The organism is Roseovarius aquimarinus, from assembly GCF_043661195.1.
Lineage (GTDB): Bacteria > Pseudomonadota > Alphaproteobacteria > Rhodobacterales > Rhodobacteraceae > Roseovarius > Roseovarius aquimarinus.
The window spans coordinates 383182-401194 of sequence record NZ_JBIHMM010000003.1 but is presented as its reverse complement, the minus strand read 5'-3'; the positions used below and the strand labels follow the sequence as shown (position 1 = coordinate 401194).

Sequence of the window (18013 nt, the reverse complement as noted above, 5' to 3'; positions counted from 1 at the left end):
GCTAGATCGGCCCCGGCCGGCGCTCCTCGCTCAGAAGGACATTCGCCTCGACATCTCCGACCCCCGGCAGGGTCATGATGCGGCGCCTCAGCACGCGCTCGAAATCCGCGATATCGCGCGCCACGACGCGCAGGCGGTAGTCATAGACGCCCAGAATATGCTCGACGCTCTGCACCTCGGGAATGGCCGTCACGGCCCGCTCGAAATCGTCGAGGCTGACCCGCCCCTTCGTGGCGAGCTTGACACCCAGGAAAACACTGACGCCGAAGCCCAGCTTCTCGCGGTCGAGATCGAGGCGTTGCCCCTTGATGACGCCCGTCTCGTGCAGACGCTTGATGCGCCGCCAGACGGCGGGTTGCGACAGGCCCAGCTTGCGGCCCAGCGCCGAGGCGCTTTGGGTCGCATCCTCCACCAGCGCGCGCAGGATGCGCCGATCCGTCTCGTCGAGCTCGATCATAGCGGCAGCGCCTCGTCCGCCTTGATCCGCGCCATATGCATCAGCGCCTCGATATCGGCGATATGCGGCAGGGGCAGGATCGCGCTGCGATAGATGTGCTGGTAATGCGCCATGTCGCGCGCGATCACGCAAAGGCGCAGATCGACCCGGCCCAGAAAGGTCTGAATTTCCACCACCTCGGGCACCTCGCGCGCCGCCGCCGTGAACTCGTCGAAGGCGCGCGGCTGGGTCTTGTCGAGCTGCGCACGCAGGCTGACCTCCACCTCGTAGCCGAGGGCGCGCCAGTCGATCACGGCGCGGTTGCCGAGGATCACGCCCTGCGCCTCCATCCGCTCCAGCCGCCGCGCGCAAGTATTGGCGGTGACGCCGGCAAGCTCCGCCAGATCCGACAGGGCCGCCGCGGGAGCATGCTGATAATGCCGCAGGATGCGCCTGTCCGTATCGTCGAGCATGAATTTACCGCCAATCCTTCATCTTGGTTATAAATACTCGAAATAACCGGACCATCAACGCGCTTTTGCAATTCTTCTCGGGGTCGTGCCTGTACTTTCAGGCCCAATCACATAACCGAAAGGGACCAAGACATGCGCGTTTATTACGACCGCGATTGCGACATCAACCTCATCAAGGACAAGAAGGTGGCCATCCTCGGCTATGGCAGCCAGGGCCACGCCCACGCGCTGAACCTGCGCGACAGCGGCGCCAAGAACCTCGTCGTCGCGCTGCGCGAAGGCTCGAAATCGGCCAAGAAGGCCGAGGGCGAGGGCCTCAAGGTCATGGGCATCGCCGAGGCGGCGGCCTGGGCTGACCTCATCATGTTCACCATGCCTGACGAGCTGCAGGCCGAAACCTACCGCAAATACGTGCATGACAACATCCGCGAGGGCGCGGCCATCGCCTTTGCCCACGGCCTCAACGTGCATTTCGGCCTGATCGAGCCGAAGGAAGGCATCGACGTCATCATGATGGCGCCCAAGGGCCCCGGCCACACCGTGCGCGGCGAATACGTCAAGGGCGGCGGCGTGCCCTGCCTCGTGGCCGTCGATACCGACGCATCGGGCAAGGCGCTGGAGCTGGGCCTTTCCTATTGCTCCGCCATCGGCGGTGGCCGCTCGGGCATCATCGAGACGAACTTCCGCGAGGAATGCGAGACCGACCTCTTCGGCGAGCAGGCCGTGCTCTGCGGCGGTCTTGTCGAGCTGATCCGCATGGGCTTCGAGACTCTGGTCGAGGCGGGCTACGCGCCCGAGATGGCCTATTTCGAGTGCCTCCACGAGGTGAAGCTGATCGTCGATCTGATCTATGAAGGCGGCATCGCCAACATGAACTACTCGATCTCGAACACGGCCGAGTATGGCGAGTATGTCAGCGGCCCGCGCGTTCTGCCCTACGAGCGGACCAAGAAGGAGATGAAGGCGATCCTGCACGACATCCAATCGGGCAAGTTCGTGCGCGACTTCATGCAGGAGAATGCGGTGGGCCAGCCCTTCTTCAAGGGCACGCGCCGCATGAATGACGAGCACCAGATCGAGGAAGTCGGCAAGAAGCTGCGCGGCATGATGCCGTGGATCTCCGCCGGCAAGCTGGTCGATCAGGAAAAGAACTGATCCGAGAAGACGGGCCGAGGCTCCGTGCGGGCCTCGGCCGCATCATTCCACATCGGCGGGCTTGCCGTGGCTGTCCTTGTCGCGGGCCAGCGTCGATTTCGAGGCCGCCTCCTCTTCCTTGCGCTTTCGGGTCGCGGATCTGCTCCAGAGAACGGCGACCATCACGATGGCGAAGGTCGCAAGCGGCAGGATGACCAGAAGTGGCATCTCCATGGGAAAACTCCTCTCGATGATTGGGCCACAAACGTGACTCGCATGCATCGGTTCCCCGCCTGCGGCAGGATGCCCCGGCCGGGCTGCCCATCCGAACACGCCTTTGTCCGCCCGGAACGAGGGCGCTTCTTTCACGCCCGATCAGGCAGGAGCCCCGCCGCATGACACCGATCACTCCCATCAACTGGCTGCGCCTGATGACGTTGGGCCTCATGTTCGGCGCCGCCTTCATGTTCACGCGGGTCGCGCTCGACGGGGTCGGGCCTCGCATCGTGGTCGCGTCGCGGCTCGGCCTCGGGGCGCTCATGCTCCTCGTCATCGCGCATCTGAAGGGCAGCGGGCTGCCGCGTCTTTCGGGGCCGAATGCGCGGGCGATATGGCTCAGCGCGCTGGGGATCGGCGTTTTTTCCAACGCTCTGCCGTTCTTCCTGTTGAGCTGGAGCCAGCAATTCGTCGCCTCTGGCTTTGCCGGGGTCTGCATGGCGGTCGTCCCGCTTTTGATCCTGCCGCTCGCGCATCTGCTCATTCCGGGCGAGCAGATGAACCTGCGCCGGCTTGTCGGCTTCGTTATCGGCACGATCGGCGTGATCGTCCTGATCGGGCCCGCCGCCTTCGCCGCGACCGGCGCGGAATTCGAGACGACGGCGCGCCTCGGCTGTATCGGCGCCGCGCTCTGCTATGCGCTCGGCGCCATCGTCACGCGGCTTTGCCCGGACGTTGACATGCTGTCGCTCGCCGCCGCCGCGCTCTGCATCGGGGCGGCGCTCATCATGCCCGCCGCGCTCATCCTCGACGGCTGGCCGAGCGACGTGCCCCTGCCCAGCCTGATGGCGCTGCTTTATCTCGGCGCGCTGCCGACGGGCTTCGCGCAGCTCTTGCTGGTGCAGATCATCCGCAGCGCGGGGCCGGTCTTCATGAGCCTCGTCAACTACCAGGTGCCGCTCTGGTCGATGGGGTTCGGCATCGTGTTTCTGGGCGAGCAATTGCCGCCCAACATCTATTGGGCGCTGCTGCTGATCCTGTCGGGCCTCGCGCTCAGCCAGCTCGGCGCGCTCAAACGGCTTTTTGCGGGGCGCGCGTCACGCCGCGCCGGTGGTGGCGGCGCCCCATAGGCGCATCGCCGCGCGCGTCTCGGGCACATCGTGGGCACGGATGATCTGCACGCCCTGCGCGATCCCCGCCAACGCAACGGCGACAGAGCCGGGCATGCGGTCCGACGCCTCGGGCGTGCCGCCGATGGTGCCGATGAATTTCTTGCGCGACGCGCCCAAGAGGACCGCGCAGCCCAGCGCATGAAAGAGGCCGAGCCGCGCCAGAAGCGCGAGATTATGCGCCTGCGTCTTGCCGAAGCCGATGCCCGGATCGACGATGATATGCGCGCGCGGGATGCCCAGCGCCTCGAGCGCCTCGATGCGCGCCTCCAGGAAATCATAAACGTCGAGCAGCACGTCCTCGTAATGGGGCGCGTCCTGCATCGTCTGCGGATCGCCCTGCGCGTGCATCACGCAGACGGGCAGGCCCGCCTCGGCGCAATAGGGCGCGAGGGCCGGATCGTAGGTGAAGCCCGCCACATCGTTGACGAGGCGCGCGCCCGCACCGATCGCGGCCTGCGCGACGGCGGCCTTGCGCGTGTCGATCGAGATCGGCACGTCGATGCGGCTGCGGATCGCGGCGATGACGGGCGCGGTGCGGGCGATCTCGTCCTCGGGCGCGACCGGCAGCGCGCCGGGGCGGGTGGATTCGCCGCCCACGTCGATCAGATCCGCCGCCTCGGCCATCGCCTGCGCCTGTGCCAGCGCGGCCTCGGGAGCGATGAACTTGCCGCCATCGGAGAAGCTGTCGGGCGTGACGTTGAGAATGCCCATGAGGCGCGGCGCGTCGAAACCGAGCCCGGCGATGGGCGCGCGCGGCTCTGTCAGGCGCTCCAGCACTTCGCTCGGGATGTCCTTCGCCGCGACGATCTCGCGCCCCTCGCGGGTGATGCGCTCGGCGCGGTCGAACCATGTCCACCCGCCCGCGAGGGTCAATGCGCCATCGGGGCGACCGGGATCGGACTGGGGGATGGGACGGTAATAGCTGCGCATGGCTCAGAGACCCGATTCGGCGATGTCCTGCACCAGCACCGGGACGTCCGCGCCGCCTTCGGGCGGCGCCTCGCCGATCAGAAGAAGGTCTGACGCATCCATGTGCCCGGCGAACCACGCGGCCAGCGCCACCGGCTTGTCGGGGCCGACTGTGGGGCCATCGACGGCATCGAGCACGATCTTCGAGGGCGCCCAGACACTGATGCGCCCGTTGCGCATCGCCCAGTCGAGTTCGGTGCGGGTATCGACGACAACGCAGCGGTCGTCGCGGCCCGCAAGCACCCATGCGTTCTGCTCGATCGCCAGAAGATCGACGCGGCGCTGGGTCATCTTGTGGCCGGTCTGGGGCGGCATCGCATCGGCGCGGCCCACGCAAAGGATGACCGGCTCGGCCCGCTGCTCGAGCTGATCGAGCCAGCGCTCGAGATTGGGCGATTTGACGGCGGCGTTGGTCAGATAGACGACATGCGGGCGCGGCGCCGAGATAGGCGTCGCGGGCCGGGCGCCCAGATCATCGACCGAGCGCACGATTTCCACGCCGAGCGCGCCGGGGCCGCGATCCAGCTTTTCGATGCGCACGAAGGTGCGCACCGCCTGCGGCTCGGCGAGGATGCGCTCGGCCACGTTCTCGGCGAGGGTCTCGAGCAGGTTCAGGCGTTCTTCGGCCAGCTCGGCGGCGATGGCCTGCGTCACGCGGTCATAGGACAGGATGCGGTCCACATCGTCGCCCAGATCCGGCCCCACGGGGCGCACCTCGACCACGACATTGAAGCAGATGCGCTGGGTGATGCCGCGCTCGGTCTGAAAGGCTCCGATCTCGACCTCGACGATGTGATCGCGCAGCGAAATGCGGTCGAGCGGGCCGGCGGGCGCGGTGGCCTCGGCGCGGGCATCGGGATGCCCGAAGGCCAGTGTCGTATCGTTGCTCATCGCCCGTCTTCCTGATCGCGCCTTGCGGGGAAATCCTCCCCGCCGGCGCGGCTTAGCATGGCGGGCCGCCGCGCACAAACCGGCAAAGCGGCACGCCGTGCCGGGGCTCAGTTCTGCGACAGGCGCGTCGGCTGCTTGTAGAAATAGTGATAGCCGATTTCGGCGGTGCGCGGGAAAACGCGCGACCAGCGCGGCGAGACGGCATGCGTGTGATAATGCGTCGCGCCCTTGGTCAGGGGCCGCTTGGCGCCGTTCTTCATGATGCTGGCGATCTTGCCAACACGCTCGAAGGCGCGCGGCTCGGCGATGATTTCGGCATGGCCGTCGCAGGTATAGGTGAACTGGCAGGCGTATTTCTGGCCGGTGCCCTGATGGATGACGCCGCAGATCGTGTTGGGATAGCGGGGGCTGTCGACGCGGTTCAGGATGACCTCGGCGACGGCGAACTGGCCTTTCACGGTCTCGCCGCGGGCCTCGAAATAGAGCGCCTCGGACAGGCAGCGCCATTCGGCATCGCCCTTGACGGGCTTTTGTGCATCGAGCCATTCGCGGGTATAACCGGCGGTGGCTGCGGGTTTCTTGAGATAGCTGGCAACGCGGGATTGCGACATGGCCGAAAGACCCCGGCGCTCCTGGCCCATCAGCTTGTTGATCGCCGTATCGGCTGCGGCGGGAAGCGCCGGACCCGTGGCGAGAAGGGCGGCGACGAGAGCAAGACGAATTTTGCGCGTCATAAAACACCTACTGGCAGCGAGGGGCGCAGCCCCCCAGGATCGCGGTGGGATATAGTTTTCGCGCCCTTTCGTCCAGCCCGTGACGATTATGGGACAGATCATGGCGTTTTCAGACGCCGAAATCGGCGCGGCTCCGCCGGTTCGGACCCTCTATGTAGTGGCTTTGCACATCACTACCGCCCGATCTTGTCACGCACGGCAAGCTGTGCGGCAGCTAGTCGCGCCACCGGAACCCGGAAGGGCGAGCAGGACACATAGTCGAACCCGGCGGCCCGGCAGAAGGCAATCGATTCGGGGTTGCCCCCATGCTCGCCGCAGATCGACAGGGTCAGATCCGGGTTCGCCTTGCGTGCGCGCTCGGCCCCGATGCTCAGAAGCTCGGCCACGCCATCGAGATCGAGCGTGTGGAACGGATCCTCGGGATAAACGCCGAGCTGCACGTATTCGGACATGAAGCGCCCCGCGTCGTCGCGGCTGAGGCCATAGGCCATCTGCGTCAGATCGTTCGTGCCGAAGCTGAGAAACGAGACCTGCGGCGCGATATCGCCCGCGCGCAGCGCCGCGCGCGGCGTCTCCACCATGACGCCGAGGCGATAGGCGAAATCGCGGCCCGTCTCGCTGCGCACGGCGGCGGCGATGGCATCGACGCGGGCCTTGACCAACTCGACCTCGCGGCTCGCGGAAACCAGCGGGATCATGATCTCGGGGACGATCTCGGCGCCCTCGCCGGCCACTTCGAGCGTCGCCTCGAAGATCGCGCGCACCTGCATCTCGTAGATCTCGGGCACCGTGATCCCGAGCCGCACACCGCGCATGCCCAGCATGGGGTTGTATTCCGCGAGCGCCTCGACACGGCGGGTGACCTTGCTCAGCGGCAGATCCAGCGCCTCGGCCAGCTCTCGGTGCCCGGCGCGGTCGCTCGGCAGGAATTCATGCAGGGGCGGATCGAAGAGGCGGATGCAGACCGACTGGCCCTTCATGATGCGGAAGAGTTCAGCGAAATCGGCGCGCTGCATGGGCAACAGGCGCTCGAGCGCGGCGGCGCGGTCGGCACTGGTGCTGGCGAAGATCATCTCGCGCATGACGCGCAGGCGCGCTTCCTCGAAGAACATGTGCTCGGTCCGGCAAAGACCGATCCCCTCGGCGAGGAAGTTATGCGCCATCTTGGCGTCCATCGGCGTGTCGGCATTGGCGCGCACGGCGATGTCGCGCACATCGTCGGCCCAGCCCATCAGCACCTGAAAGCTGTCGTCATGGCCCGCATCGAGCAGCGGCGCCTGACCGAAGAGCACCTCGCCATTGGTGCCGTCGATGGTGATCTCGTCGCCTTCCTTGAGGACGCGGCCATCGGGCGCCGTCAGCTTGCGCGCGGCGGTCTGAAACCGGATCGAGGAGGCGCCGACGACGCAAGGCAGGCCGATGCCGCGCCCGATCACGGCGGCGTGGCTCGTCATGCCGCCGCGCTCGGTCAGGACGGCGACGGCGGCGTGCATGCCCCGGATATCCTCCGAGGTCGTCTCGCGGCGCACCAGCACCGAGGCCTCGCCCCGCGCGGCGGCGGCCTGTGACGCCTCGGCGCTGAACACGATACGGCCCGTCGCGGCGCCGGGGCTGGCGGCGACCCCGCGCGCCAGCACGTCGCGCCTCGCCTCGGGATCGACCTGCCGGTGCAAAAGCTCGTTCAGCGCGCGCGGCTCGATCCGCATCAGCGCCTCCTCGCGCGGGATGATCCCGTCCTCGGCCAGCGCCACGGCGATGCTGACCGCCGCGCGGGCGTTGCGCGCGACGCGCACGCCGTCGAGGAGGTGCAGCTTGCCGTTCTCGATGGTGAACTCGGCCTGCATCTCTTCGCGCAGCTTCTCCCGCATCAGCGACAGGTGCGATTTGAGCTGCGCGAAGGCCTCGGGCGCGAGATCCTCGAGCGACGGGCCGCGCGGATCGCGCTCGAGATAGAGCGCCTCCTTGCCGCCCGAGAGCGCGTCGCGCCCCTGGCTCTGGCTGAGGTAACGGCCGGTGATCTGGCGCAGGCCCGACTTGCTGTTGACGAGCTGCATGACGCCGCTGCCGCACTCGCCGCGCCCAAGGCCGATGGCCATTTCCTGCACGACGAGGCCCAGCCCCGCATCCGCCGGCGCGCCCTTGGCCTGCCGCAGAAGCCGCGCGGTGGTCCCGTCCCAGGCCCGCGCCATCGAGCGCAGCACCTCGGCCAGTTGCACGGCGGGATCTTGGGGAAACGCCTCCTCGACCTCGTCCTCGTAGACGCGCAGCGCGAAGGTCAGCGCGGCGTCCGGCGCGTCCGGCATGTCGTCCAGCATGTCGGGATCGAGCCGCGCGACGTGGATCGCGTAGCTCTCGACGAAGCGCAGATAGAGCCGCGTCGCCGCCTCCGGCCCGATCCTTGTGGCGAGGATTTCGCGCATCGCGTCGGTCATGCCGATATTCAGCACAGCGCGCGGGCCGCCCCAATCTCCATGCTCGGACGAGGGCCGCACGCAGAGCAGCGCATTGTCGTCGAGCTGAGACAGGAGTGCGCGCAGGTCCGGCATCTCCCCGGCGGCGATACGCTGCACGGCGGCGAAAGAGAGCGCGACGGTCGGCGGCACCGGCAGGCTCAGCCGCGCGAGCCGTTGAAGGCATTTCGCGCGCCCGCCATGCGTATCCGTCCGGATCGGGGCATCGGGCGTGATGAGGGTGATGTCGGTCTGGCCTTGCTGCACTGCGGCACCTTTCGCGTGTCGGTGCAGCATAGGCAGGAACACGCGCAAGGCAAGGGAAAGTCAGGGGCGCGGCCAAGCGGCGCAGGGCGCGTGTGAGGCCGCACGGACTGCGAACGGAAGCCCGGCGGGCGCCGGACCGGGGGCTGGCGCGGCAACGCTTGTTCGATGCGCTTCATGGCAGCGATGTCCGCGCTACGGATATGCCGCGCACTCAGGAACAAAAGCGCTAAACCGCGGGCCGGTCCGGCGCTATTCCGGCGCGAGAAGGACTCTCTAGCCCTCGATCTTCGTCAGATCCGCCGCCGAGAGGCCGATCTTGCGGATCTGGCCCAGCATGTTGAGACGATTGCGGCGCACGATGTCGTTCTCGGCATTGACCTGAACAGCCTCGAAAAAGGCATCGATGGGCGCGCGCAGGGCCGCGAGGGCCGACATGACGGCGGCGAAATCCTCGGACTTGAGGGCCGCATCCACACGCGGCGCCGCATCCTTGAGCGCATCGAACAGCGCGCGCTCCTCGTCCGTCTCGGCGAATTTCACGTCCGCGCCGAAAGAGTATTCGACCCCGTCCTTCTCCTCGGCTTGGCTGAGGATATTGTTCGCCCGCTTGAAACCTTGCAGCAGGTTTTCCCCATCCTCGGTTTTCAGGAAGTCGCTGAGCGCCGTCGCGCGCTTGACCAGAAGCGCGAGGTCGTCATTGCCGTCCATCGCGACGCAGGCGTCGATCACGTCATGGCGGATGCCCTGATCGCGGAGGTAAACCTTGAGGCGGTCGTGGAAGAAGGAGAGGAGATCGTCGGCTTTTTTCCAAACGTCTCTGCGTCCAGTATCAGTAAGAGCTTTCTCCAAAAAGCTTTTAACATCTCCAAGGTGCTTTCGAAGTAGTCCTTCGGCGGTCTGTGGATTGCGGCGAGACTCGTCAATGGCCACACTAAGATCGGCGGGCTCGATACCGAACTCTTGTGCAAATTTTACGAGCCGGGCGTCGTGAGCAATGCCTTTTCGCAAAGAGTCTTGCTCTCGATGTCTTGCAAATCCATCCAACTGTAATTGATCAAGTGAAATCCTGAGATCATTCTCCAGCACCAGCCGAATAACCCCCAGCGCCGCACGGCGAAGCGCATAGGGGTCCTTCGACCCCGTAGGCTTCTCATCAATCGCCCAGAACCCCGTCAGCGTGTCGATCTTATCCGCCAACGCCACGGCGACCGAGACCGGCGCGGAGGGCACCATATCGCCCGGCCCGAGCGGCTTGTAATGCTCTTCGCAGGCCTCGGGCACGCCACCCTCATGCCCCGCCGCCTCAGCGTAGTAGCGGCCCATGAGGCCCTGCAATTCGGGGAACTCGCCCACCATCTCGGATTGCAGATCGGCCTTGACGATGCGCGCGGCTTCGGCGGCCAGATCGGGCTTGGCGCCGACGATGGGCGCGATCTCCCGCGCCAGCGCTTCGATACGGGTGATGCGGTCGGCTTGCGATCCCAGCTTGTTGTGGAAGGTCACGTCGCCGAGGCCCGCGGCCATGCCTTCGAGGCCACGCTCCTTGACCAGCCGCAGATCGTTCTCCCAAAAGAATTTCGCATCAGAGAGACGCGCCGAGAGCACTTTCTGATTTCCCGCGAGGATCGTCTTGCCGCCATCGGCGGTCTCGCGGTTGGCGACGGTGATGAACCGCTCGATGCGGCCCGTCTTCGGGTTACGGACCGAGAAGAATTTCTGGTGCTCCTTCATCGAGGTTTGCAGCACCTCGGGCGGCAGGCCCAGAAATGCCGCGTCGATGGTGCCCATCAGCACGACGGGCCATTCGACCAGTCCCGCGACTTCGGCGAGCAGACCGCGATCTTCGGCCACTTCCAGTCCGGCGGCGAAGGCCTGATTGGTGGCGTCCTGCCAGATCGCCTCGGCGCGCTCGGCGGCGTCCAGCACCACGAAACGCTTCTTCAGCTTGGCCGCGTAATCATCGAAACCGCTGACGGCGAAGCGCCCCGGCGCCATGAAACGGTGGCCCTCGGTCGTGTTCCCGGCCTTGATGCCGTCCACGTCGAGATCGACCACGCGCGCTTCGCCCGCGTCATCGGTGAGGATGCAGAGGATCGACTGGAGCGGGCGCACCCAGCGCAGGCTGCCGCTGCCCCAGCGCATCGATTTCGGCCAGGGGAAGGTGCGTATCACCTGTTCGAGCACTTCAGCAACGATGACATCGGCGTCGCGGCCCGGCCTCGTGATGGTGGCGTAATAGACTTGGCCCTTCTTCTCGTCGCGCACTTCCAGATCGCCTCGTCCGACGCCCGCGCCGCGCAGGAAGCCTTCGATGGCCTTCTCGGGCGCGTCGGTGCGCGGGCCCTTGCGCTCTTCCTTGAGCGTCGGGGAGGCGGCGCTCAGCCCGCCCAGAGCGAGCGTCAGGCGGCGCGGGGTCGAGAAGGCGGCGGCGCCGGCATAGGTGAGACCCGCGTCGACCAGACCTTCCGTCACGCGCGCCTTCAGATCCTCTGCGGCGCGGGTCTGCATCCGGGCGGGGATCTCTTCGGAAAAGAGTTCGATCAGAAGGTCCGGCATTGTCTCACCCTCGTCTTGGCATCACGCGCGCCGCGTCTGAGCAGCGGCAATTCGGTGAGGGAGATACAAGCGCGCCGGGGCGAGGTCCAGCGAATAGCGGGCCTCAGCCCGGAGCGTGCGCCCGCGCCTTGGCCTTCGCCTCGGCGGCCAGTGTGCCGACATCCGGTCCGGCATGGCGCGGCACTATCCGATAGACCGCCTCGACCATGTTCTCGAGCGCGAAGCACAAAAGCCCCACGGCGATGACGGCGAAGAGGAACGCGCCGTACTCCATGCTTCGGATATAGCCCAGCGCCTGCCCGACGCCGCCTGCCTGGCCGGGATCGGAGGTAAGACCCGCATAGAGGAGAAAGCCGCCGATGGTGGCGACGATCACGCCCTCGGCGACGAAGCCCAGCTTCATCAGCGGATCGAGCTTGCGGGTGACGGGCGTGATGCGGATGTCCTCGCGGTATTTTCCGCGCAGGCCCTTCTGCATGTAATAGAGGCCCGCGCCGATCACCGCGGCGCCCAGCACCGCGACGAGCGACGGGCCGTAGGGCAGCGACATGAGCCGCGCGGTCCAGTTCTCGGCGCCGTTTCCGCCGCCGCTTGCCTGCCCCATGCCGAGGCGGATGATCGACAGGCCGAGCGCGCCGTGGATGAGGCCCGTCACCGCCTGCGCGAGACGCGCGAAGATGCCCTTGGCCCCGCTGCCGTAATCCTCGAGATCCATCGCCGCGTCGATCAGGCGCCAGACCATGTAGGCGACGAGGCCGAGACCGATGAGCCAGAGCAGGAGATTGCCGAAGGCGAGCTGCTTGAGATCGGCGAGCGCGTTCTGCGTGCCTTGCGCCGCGCCGCCCCAGAAGACGGCCCAGAGCGCCAGTCCTCCGACGATGAGATAGACCACGCCGCGCGCGCCGTATCCGGTGCGCATCACGGGCACGACCCATGCAGGGGCTTTGTTCGCCATCGGATGTCCTCCCTTGGTGTCGGTAAGACAAGCGATGGCGCGCCCTTTCGTTCCGTCCTACAGCGGGGCCTAGTAGCCCTCGGGCGGCTCCGGGCAATCCTCGGGGGCGGCATTGCCGTCGAAGACGACCTCGCCGCACGGGTTGATCTGATCCCAGACCCAGCCGCGCCCATCCTCGTGAATGGCGACCACGCGGTCGATGCCGTATTCGATGTTCTCGGTGCCGAGAAAGGCGAGCGCGCGCCCCGCCTCTATCGCCTCGCCGATCTCGCGCGCATCGAAGCAGTCGAACCAGCCCGGCGCGGTCAGCGGCACGGCGTCCTCGTCGAGCAAGTAGGTCTCGGTCAGCATCGCGTGGCTCATCGAGGTGGTGAAGCAGGCCCGGTAGCGGATGGGCGAGCTTGTCGCGTCGATGGCGCGGAAATCGTCATAGAGCACCGGCTCGGGCGCGTCGGTGATCATCGAGGTCATCACGACATCGGTCTCGCCATCGGGCTCGACCTCCTCGTAATAGGCATAGACCTGCTGGTAATACATGAAGGCGCCGCCGCCCGCCGCGCAAAGAAAGAGAAGCACCGCCAGAAACTTTCCCATCTATGCCGCCCACCCGCCGGCGGTGGTCTGCACGAACGCGTCCGCGCATTGCTTGGCCAGCGCGCGCACGCGCCCGATATAGGCCTGCCGTTCAGTGACCGAAATGACGCCGCGCGCGTCCAGAAGGTTGAAGATATGGCTGGCCTTGATGCACTGATCATAGGCGGGGTGGGCCATGACGATGCGCTTGCCGGTCTTGGGATCGGCATCCTCCGCAGCCAGAATGGCGCGGCACTCGGCCTCGGCCTCCTCGAAATGACGCAGCAGCACATCCGTGTCGGCCACATCGAAGTTCCAGCGCGAATACTCCTCCTCGGTCTGGCGGAAGACATCGCCATAGCTGAGCGGGATGGGCGCCGAGGGATCGTTGAAGGGCATCTCCATCACGTGATCGACGCCCAGCACATACATCGCCAGCCGCTCGAGCCCGTAGGTCAGCTCGCCCGAGACGGGCGCGCAATCATGCCCGCCGACCTGCTGGAAATAGGTGAACTGGCTGACTTCCATACCGTCGCACCACACTTCCCAGCCAAGGCCCCACGCGCCCAGCGTCGGGCTTTCCCAGTCATCCTCGACGAAGCGGATGTCGTGGAGTGCCATGTCGATGCCGATGGCTTCGAGGCTTCCGAGATAGAGCGCCTGAAGATCGGGCGGGCTCGGTTTGATAAGCACCTGGTACTGGTAATAATGCTGGAGCCGGTTCGGGTTCTCGCCATAGCGGCCATCGGTGGGGCGGCGCGAGGGCTGGACATAGGCCGCAGCCCAGGGGCGCGAGCCGAGGCTGCGCAGCGTGGTCGCGGGGTGGAACGTGCCGGCGCCCACCTCCATGTCATAGGGCTGCATGATCGCGCAGCCCTTGCTGGCCCAATAGGTCTGAAGCCTCAGGATGATCTCCTGAAAACTGCGCGGCTTGGCTGGCGTGTCGGTCATGGCGGCCCCTTCGGGAAATCGGCGGGGCATGGCCCCCGGAAATCGCGCCTTCTACCTACGGCGCGGCGCGCGAGGGGTCAATCAGGCGGCGGGGCGTTATTTGGGCGCAGGCGCGGCGCCTCGGGACCTCTCGAAAGTTTCATATTTTAGGTGCATGCAGGGGGTTTTTTGATAGAACCGCCCAAAGCGCGGGGCGGCCCGTCGATGACCATAGGGTAAGGCTGAGAATGAAACGCAGTTTTCTGGCGGCGATCGCCGTTGTGATGTTGGGCGCCTCCGGCGCCTTGGCACAGCAGTCGGGCGATGCCGCGGGCGCCGGCTCGCGCCTTGTCTGGGTGCAGATCGAAGCGCAGCCGAACCTTGCCGAGATCAACGAGGCGCTGCGCCGCCGCAGCGCCGAGCTGAACGACGTCAACGGCTTCGATCTGGATGGCTCGGGCTGGTATGTCGTGGCGCTCGGCCCCTACGAGGCGGATGACGCGCAGGAAATCCTGACGCGCCTGCGCCGCGAGGGTGCGATCCCGCGCGACAGCTACATCGCCGAAAGCAGCGATTACGCCCGGCAGATCTGGCCCATCGGCGCCGACCTTCTGGCAGACGGCGCCGAGGCCGCGCCCGAGCCGATCACGGCCGAGGATCTGGCCGCCGTGACCCCGGAGCCGGTGCCCGCCGCCGAGCCGGAAAGCCTGCCCGAGATCGAGCCCGAGCCCGAAATCGTCGACGAAACCCCGCGCGAGGCCCGCGCGAGCGAGGCCGAACTCAGCCGCGAGGCGCGCGCCGATCTACAGATCGCCCTGCAATGGGCCGGGTTCTACGACGGCGCGATCGACGCGGCCTTCGGCGCCGGCACCCGGCGCTCGATGGCCAACTGGCAAGGCGCAAACGGCTTCGAGCCGACCGGCATCCTCACGACGCTTCAGCGCGCCGAGCTGCTGCGCCAATACAACGCCGTGCTCGAGGGGATGGGCATGGCGCTCGTCAGCGACGAGGAGGCGGGCATCGCGATCAAGCTGCCGCTGGGCGTCGTCGGCTTCGCGCGCTACGAGCCGCCCTTCGCGCAGTTCGACGCCACGGGCGATCTTCCGGCGCGCGCCCTTCTCATCAGCCAGGAAGGCACGCAGGACACGCTGTTCGGCCTGTACGACATCATGCAGACGCTCGAGATCGTGCCGGAAGACGGCCCGCGCGAGCGGCGCGGCGACAGCTTCACGCTGATCGGCGAGAACGCGAAGATGATCTCGCATACCGAGGCGAGCCTGGAAAACGGGCAGATCAAGGGCTTCACGCTGATCTGGCCGACCGGCGACGAGGACCGCCGCGCCCGCGTTCTGAGCCGGATGCAGCAAAGCTTCACGCGGTTCGACGGGGTGCTCGACCCCGCCGCCGGATCGAACGACGCGCAAAGCATCGATCTCGTCTCGGGGCTCGAGATCCGCAAGCCGCTGATGACGCGCTCGGGCTTCTATGTCGATGCGCGCGGCACGGTCGTGACCAGCGCCGAGATCGTCGGCGCCTGCGGCCATATCACCATCGAGGACCATATCGACGCCACCATCGCGGCGTCGGATGCGGATCTGGGCGTCGCCGTCCTGCGCCCCGAGAGCAGCGTCGCGCCCATCGGCGTGGCCGCGCTCGCACAGGACGCGCCGCGCCTGCAATCCGAGGTGACGCTGTCGGGTTATTCCTACGGCGGCGTTCTGGGCGCGCCGTCGCTGACCTTCGGCACGGTGGCCGATATTCGCGGGCTCGATGGCACCGAGACCGTCTCGCGCCTCGCGCTGAACGCGCTCGAGGGCGATGTGGGCGGGCCGGTTCTGGATGCGGGCGGCGCGGTGATCGGAATGCTCCTCCCGCGCAAGCAGGACGGGCGCATGCTGCCCGAGGACGTGGCCTTCGCCGCCGATGCCGAGGCACTCAGCGCGATTCTGACCGCCGCAGGCAGCGCGCCCGCCGCCGCGCAGCCCGGAGCGGCGCTTGCCCCCGCGCAGATGGCCGACCGGGCCAACGGCATGACCGTCCTTGTCAGCTGCTGGGAATGAGCCGCGCGCAAAAGAAAGCCCGCGGCAGGTGACCTTGCCGCCGGGCTGCTGTAAGAGCGGGCCGGAGACCAAACGCCAAAGGCCCGCACCGCATGAGCAAGACCGAAAAATCCGAGCGCATTCCCCTCTATTCCGAGCGGGACCGCGACAATCTGCGCTGGCTCTGGTCGCGGTATCTGCGCAAGAAGGCGCCGTGGCTGCTCGTCGTGCTCGGCATGATCCTCGTTCAGGGCGTCGTCTATCAGCAATTCCTCTCCATGACGGAAAGCGGTCTGCGCGTGATCTTCGAGAGCGGGAGCGTCGCGGATCTCGTTCAGGTCTGCATCGTGGTCTTCGTGCTCTTCGCCGTGCGCGGCCTCATGTCCTATCTCGTGCCGCGCATCACTATCTGGGCCAGCAATGATGCGATCTTCCATATGCGACGTGATCTGATCGACCATATGATGCGGCTCGATCTTGCGTATTTCGAACGCACGAAGTCGGGGGAGATCATCCAGCGGCTCGTGACGCAGACACAGGCGCTCGGCGTCTTCGTGGGGCAGGCGACGGCGAACGCGGTGCGCGATGCGGTCACCGTCATCATCGTGTCAGGCTATCTCATCTGGAAGAACCCGATCCTTTTCGCCACCGCAGTCGTGGTGCTGCCGTTCATAATTTGGGTAATGAATTACGTCTCAAACAGAGTGAAAATTGTTCAGGGCGAAGCTGAAACCGCGCTCGGTGAATACATGAATGATATAGACGAGGCGGTATTTGGCATGCGCACTGTCAAGATTGCGAGCCAGGAAGAGGTCGAAACAAGCCGTCTAATGGGGGGCACCTCCGCGTTGCGAGATTTGATGAACCGCGTGCAGATCACCCAGGCTCTAACCATGCCGTCGATCGATCTGAGCAGCGCTTTCGTCTATGTCCTAGTCATCGGCGGCGGCGGTTATATGGTGATTAGCCCTGAATTCGATGTGGACGGTGCCAGTATTATTACGTTCCTGCTGGGTATGGTGATGGTTTTCGATCCAGCGCGCTTGCTTGCGATGTTTATCGGAAGCCTTCCCTCCCATTTTGTTATTCTCGACCGTGTCCGCCGCCTGCATGACGAGACACCCAGCATCACCGACAAGGAAGGCGCCGTCGCCGAGTTCGACACCGGCGGCGACATCGTGCTCGAGGATGTGCATTTTTCCTATTCCGAGGATCAGCCGCTCTTTCACGGGCTCGACATGACGTTCAAGGGCGGCGAGGTTTCGGCCATCGTCGGCTCGACCGGGTCGGGCAAGACGACCGTCCTGTCGCTTCTGACCCGGCTCTACGACACCAAGGGCGGGCGCATCACCATCGGCGGGCAGCCCATCGACGAGCTTCAGGTCAAGGCGCTGCGCAGCGCCTATTCGGTGGTCGCGCAGGACATCGTGATCTTCAACAATTCGATCTGGGAGAATATCCGCTACGTGCGCCCGGATGCCACCGACGAGGAGGTCTGGCAGGCCGCCGAGAAGGCCGAGATCGCGGATGTCATCCGCAGGCGCGGCGGTGCGGCCGTCGGGCCCAAGGGCGCGCAGCTTTCGGGCGGGCAGAAACAGCGCATCGCCATCGCGCGCGCCTTCCTGACCGATGCGCCCATCATCCTGCTCGACGAGGCGACGAGCGCGCTCGATCAGGCGACCGAGGCGCGCATCAAGAGCGCGCTCGACCGTCTGACGAAGGGCAAGACCTGCATCGTCGTGGCGCATCGGCTGTCCTCCATCGCGGATGCCGACCGGATCTTCGTGCTCGAGGCCGGGCAGCTCGTCGAGGAGGGCACGCACGAGACCCTGCTCAAACAGAACCGCCTCTACGCACAGCTCTACAGCGCGCAAAAGCAGGGCTACGACAAGGATCGGTGAGGCCCGTGCGGCCCTTGCCCCTTCCGGCCGCAGCCCATAGTTTCGCGCCATGACGTCACCGAGGAGCCACAGCATGACCCAACGCCTGCATCTCGTCTTCGGCGGAGAGCTGGTCGATCCGTCGAAGAACGTGTTCAAGAACGTGGACGATCTGCATATCGTCGGGATCTTTCCCGACTATCAAAGCGCGCATAACGCCTGGAAGTCCGAGGCGCAGCGCACCGTGGACAACGCGCATATGCGCTACTTCATCGCCCATCTGCACCGCCTGCGCGACGAGGAGACAGCCGCATCCCCGACCGAAGAGCTGGGCTGAG

General features: G+C 66.2%; 16 protein-coding genes. 5 read left to right on the top strand and 11 right to left on the bottom strand.

Features of this window, described 5'->3' with window-relative positions; genetic code table 11:
• Window position 1: 1 nt before the first annotated feature.
• Both ACGRVM_RS12520 and ACGRVM_RS12515 read right to left on the bottom strand, forming a co-directional pair.
• The gene (locus ACGRVM_RS12520; RefSeq protein ID WP_377172144.1) at window positions 2-457 is read right to left on the bottom strand and encodes an Lrp/AsnC family transcriptional regulator; all 456 of its coding nucleotides are present in this window, start codon (window positions 455-457) and stop codon (window positions 2-4) included.
• On the bottom strand, window positions 454-909 hold the full coding sequence (locus ACGRVM_RS12515) for an Lrp/AsnC family transcriptional regulator (RefSeq protein ID WP_377172142.1): 456 nt from the start codon (window positions 907-909) through the stop codon (window positions 454-456). The genes ACGRVM_RS12520 and ACGRVM_RS12515 overlap by 4 nt, the downstream gene beginning before the upstream one ends.
• Before the next feature lie 132 nt (window positions 910-1041).
• On the opposite strand from ACGRVM_RS12515, the gene ilvC reads away from it, so the two are divergent.
• Window positions 1042-2064, top strand: a complete 1023-nt coding sequence (gene ilvC / locus ACGRVM_RS12510) for a ketol-acid reductoisomerase (RefSeq protein ID WP_377172140.1) — start codon at window positions 1042-1044, stop codon at window positions 2062-2064.
• Between the two features lie 42 nt (window positions 2065-2106).
• Here the strand turns inward: ilvC and ACGRVM_RS12505 are convergent, their stop codons facing one another.
• The gene (locus ACGRVM_RS12505) at window positions 2107-2277 is read right to left on the bottom strand and encodes a hypothetical protein (RefSeq protein ID WP_377172138.1); all 171 of its coding nucleotides are present in this window, start codon (window positions 2275-2277) and stop codon (window positions 2107-2109) included.
• Window positions 2278-2438: 161 nt separating this feature from the next.
• Here ACGRVM_RS12505 and ACGRVM_RS12500 point away from each other — a divergent pair, with 161 nt between their 5' ends.
• Window positions 2439-3389 carry a DMT family transporter gene (locus ACGRVM_RS12500; protein ID WP_377172136.1) on the top strand — a complete coding sequence of 317 codons (951 nt, stop codon included), beginning with the start codon at window positions 2439-2441 and terminating at the stop codon, window positions 3387-3389.
• Here the strand turns inward: ACGRVM_RS12500 and folP are convergent.
• The 8 genes from folP to ACGRVM_RS12460 all read right to left on the bottom strand — a co-directional run bounded on the left by folP (window position 3357) and on the right by ACGRVM_RS12460 (window position 13777).
• A complete protein-coding gene (gene folP / locus ACGRVM_RS12495) occupies window positions 3357-4361 on the bottom strand; it encodes a dihydropteroate synthase (protein WP_377172134.1) in 1005 nt (334 codons plus the stop codon). The two genes, ACGRVM_RS12500 and folP, sit on opposite strands and share 33 nt — an antisense overlap.
• A gap of 3 nt (window positions 4362-4364) precedes the next feature.
• Window positions 4365-5291, bottom strand: coding sequence for a dihydroneopterin aldolase (locus tag ACGRVM_RS12490; RefSeq protein WP_377172132.1), 927 nt, complete (start codon window positions 5289-5291; stop codon window positions 4365-4367).
• Between the two features lie 107 nt (window positions 5292-5398).
• The gene (locus tag ACGRVM_RS12485; RefSeq protein WP_377172130.1) at window positions 5399-6025 is read right to left on the bottom strand and encodes a cell wall hydrolase; all 627 of its coding nucleotides are present in this window, start codon (window positions 6023-6025) and stop codon (window positions 5399-5401) included.
• A gap of 173 nt (window positions 6026-6198) precedes the next feature.
• Window positions 6199-8772 carry a putative PEP-binding protein gene (locus ACGRVM_RS12480; protein WP_377172461.1) on the bottom strand — a complete coding sequence of 858 codons (2574 nt, stop codon included), beginning with the start codon at window positions 8770-8772 and terminating at the stop codon, window positions 6199-6201.
• Window positions 8773-9015: 243 nt separating this feature from the next.
• Entirely contained in the window at window positions 9016-11298 is a 2283-nt protein-coding gene (glyS, locus tag ACGRVM_RS12475; RefSeq protein ID WP_377172128.1) for a glycine--tRNA ligase subunit beta, read from the bottom strand.
• 103 nt (window positions 11299-11401) lie between these two features.
• Complete coding sequence (locus tag ACGRVM_RS12470; RefSeq protein WP_377172126.1) at window positions 11402-12253, bottom strand: DUF1206 domain-containing protein; 852 nt, start codon at window positions 12251-12253, stop codon at window positions 11402-11404.
• 69 nt (window positions 12254-12322) lie between these two features.
• Window positions 12323-12847, bottom strand: coding sequence for a DUF6446 family protein (locus ACGRVM_RS12465; RefSeq protein WP_377172124.1), 525 nt, complete (start codon window positions 12845-12847; stop codon window positions 12323-12325).
• Window positions 12848-13777, bottom strand: a complete 930-nt coding sequence (locus ACGRVM_RS12460; RefSeq protein WP_377172122.1) for a glycine--tRNA ligase subunit alpha — start codon at window positions 13775-13777, stop codon at window positions 12848-12850.
• 227 nt (window positions 13778-14004) lie between these two features.
• Here ACGRVM_RS12460 and ACGRVM_RS12455 point away from each other — a divergent pair, with 227 nt between their 5' ends.
• The 3 genes from ACGRVM_RS12455 to ACGRVM_RS12445 all read left to right on the top strand — a co-directional run bounded on the left by ACGRVM_RS12455 (window position 14005) and on the right by ACGRVM_RS12445 (window position 18012).
• On the top strand, window positions 14005-15816 hold the full coding sequence (locus ACGRVM_RS12455) for a trypsin-like peptidase domain-containing protein (RefSeq protein ID WP_377172120.1): 1812 nt from the start codon (window positions 14005-14007) through the stop codon (window positions 15814-15816).
• Between the two features lie 92 nt (window positions 15817-15908).
• Window positions 15909-17696 (top strand): ABC transporter ATP-binding protein, encoded by a 1788-nt coding sequence (locus ACGRVM_RS12450; RefSeq protein WP_377172118.1) that lies wholly within the window; start codon window positions 15909-15911, stop codon window positions 17694-17696.
• 73 nt (window positions 17697-17769) lie between these two features.
• A complete protein-coding gene (locus ACGRVM_RS12445) occupies window positions 17770-18012 on the top strand; it encodes a DUF4170 domain-containing protein (RefSeq protein WP_377172116.1) in 243 nt (80 codons plus the stop codon).
• Window position 18013 lies beyond the last annotated feature (1 nt).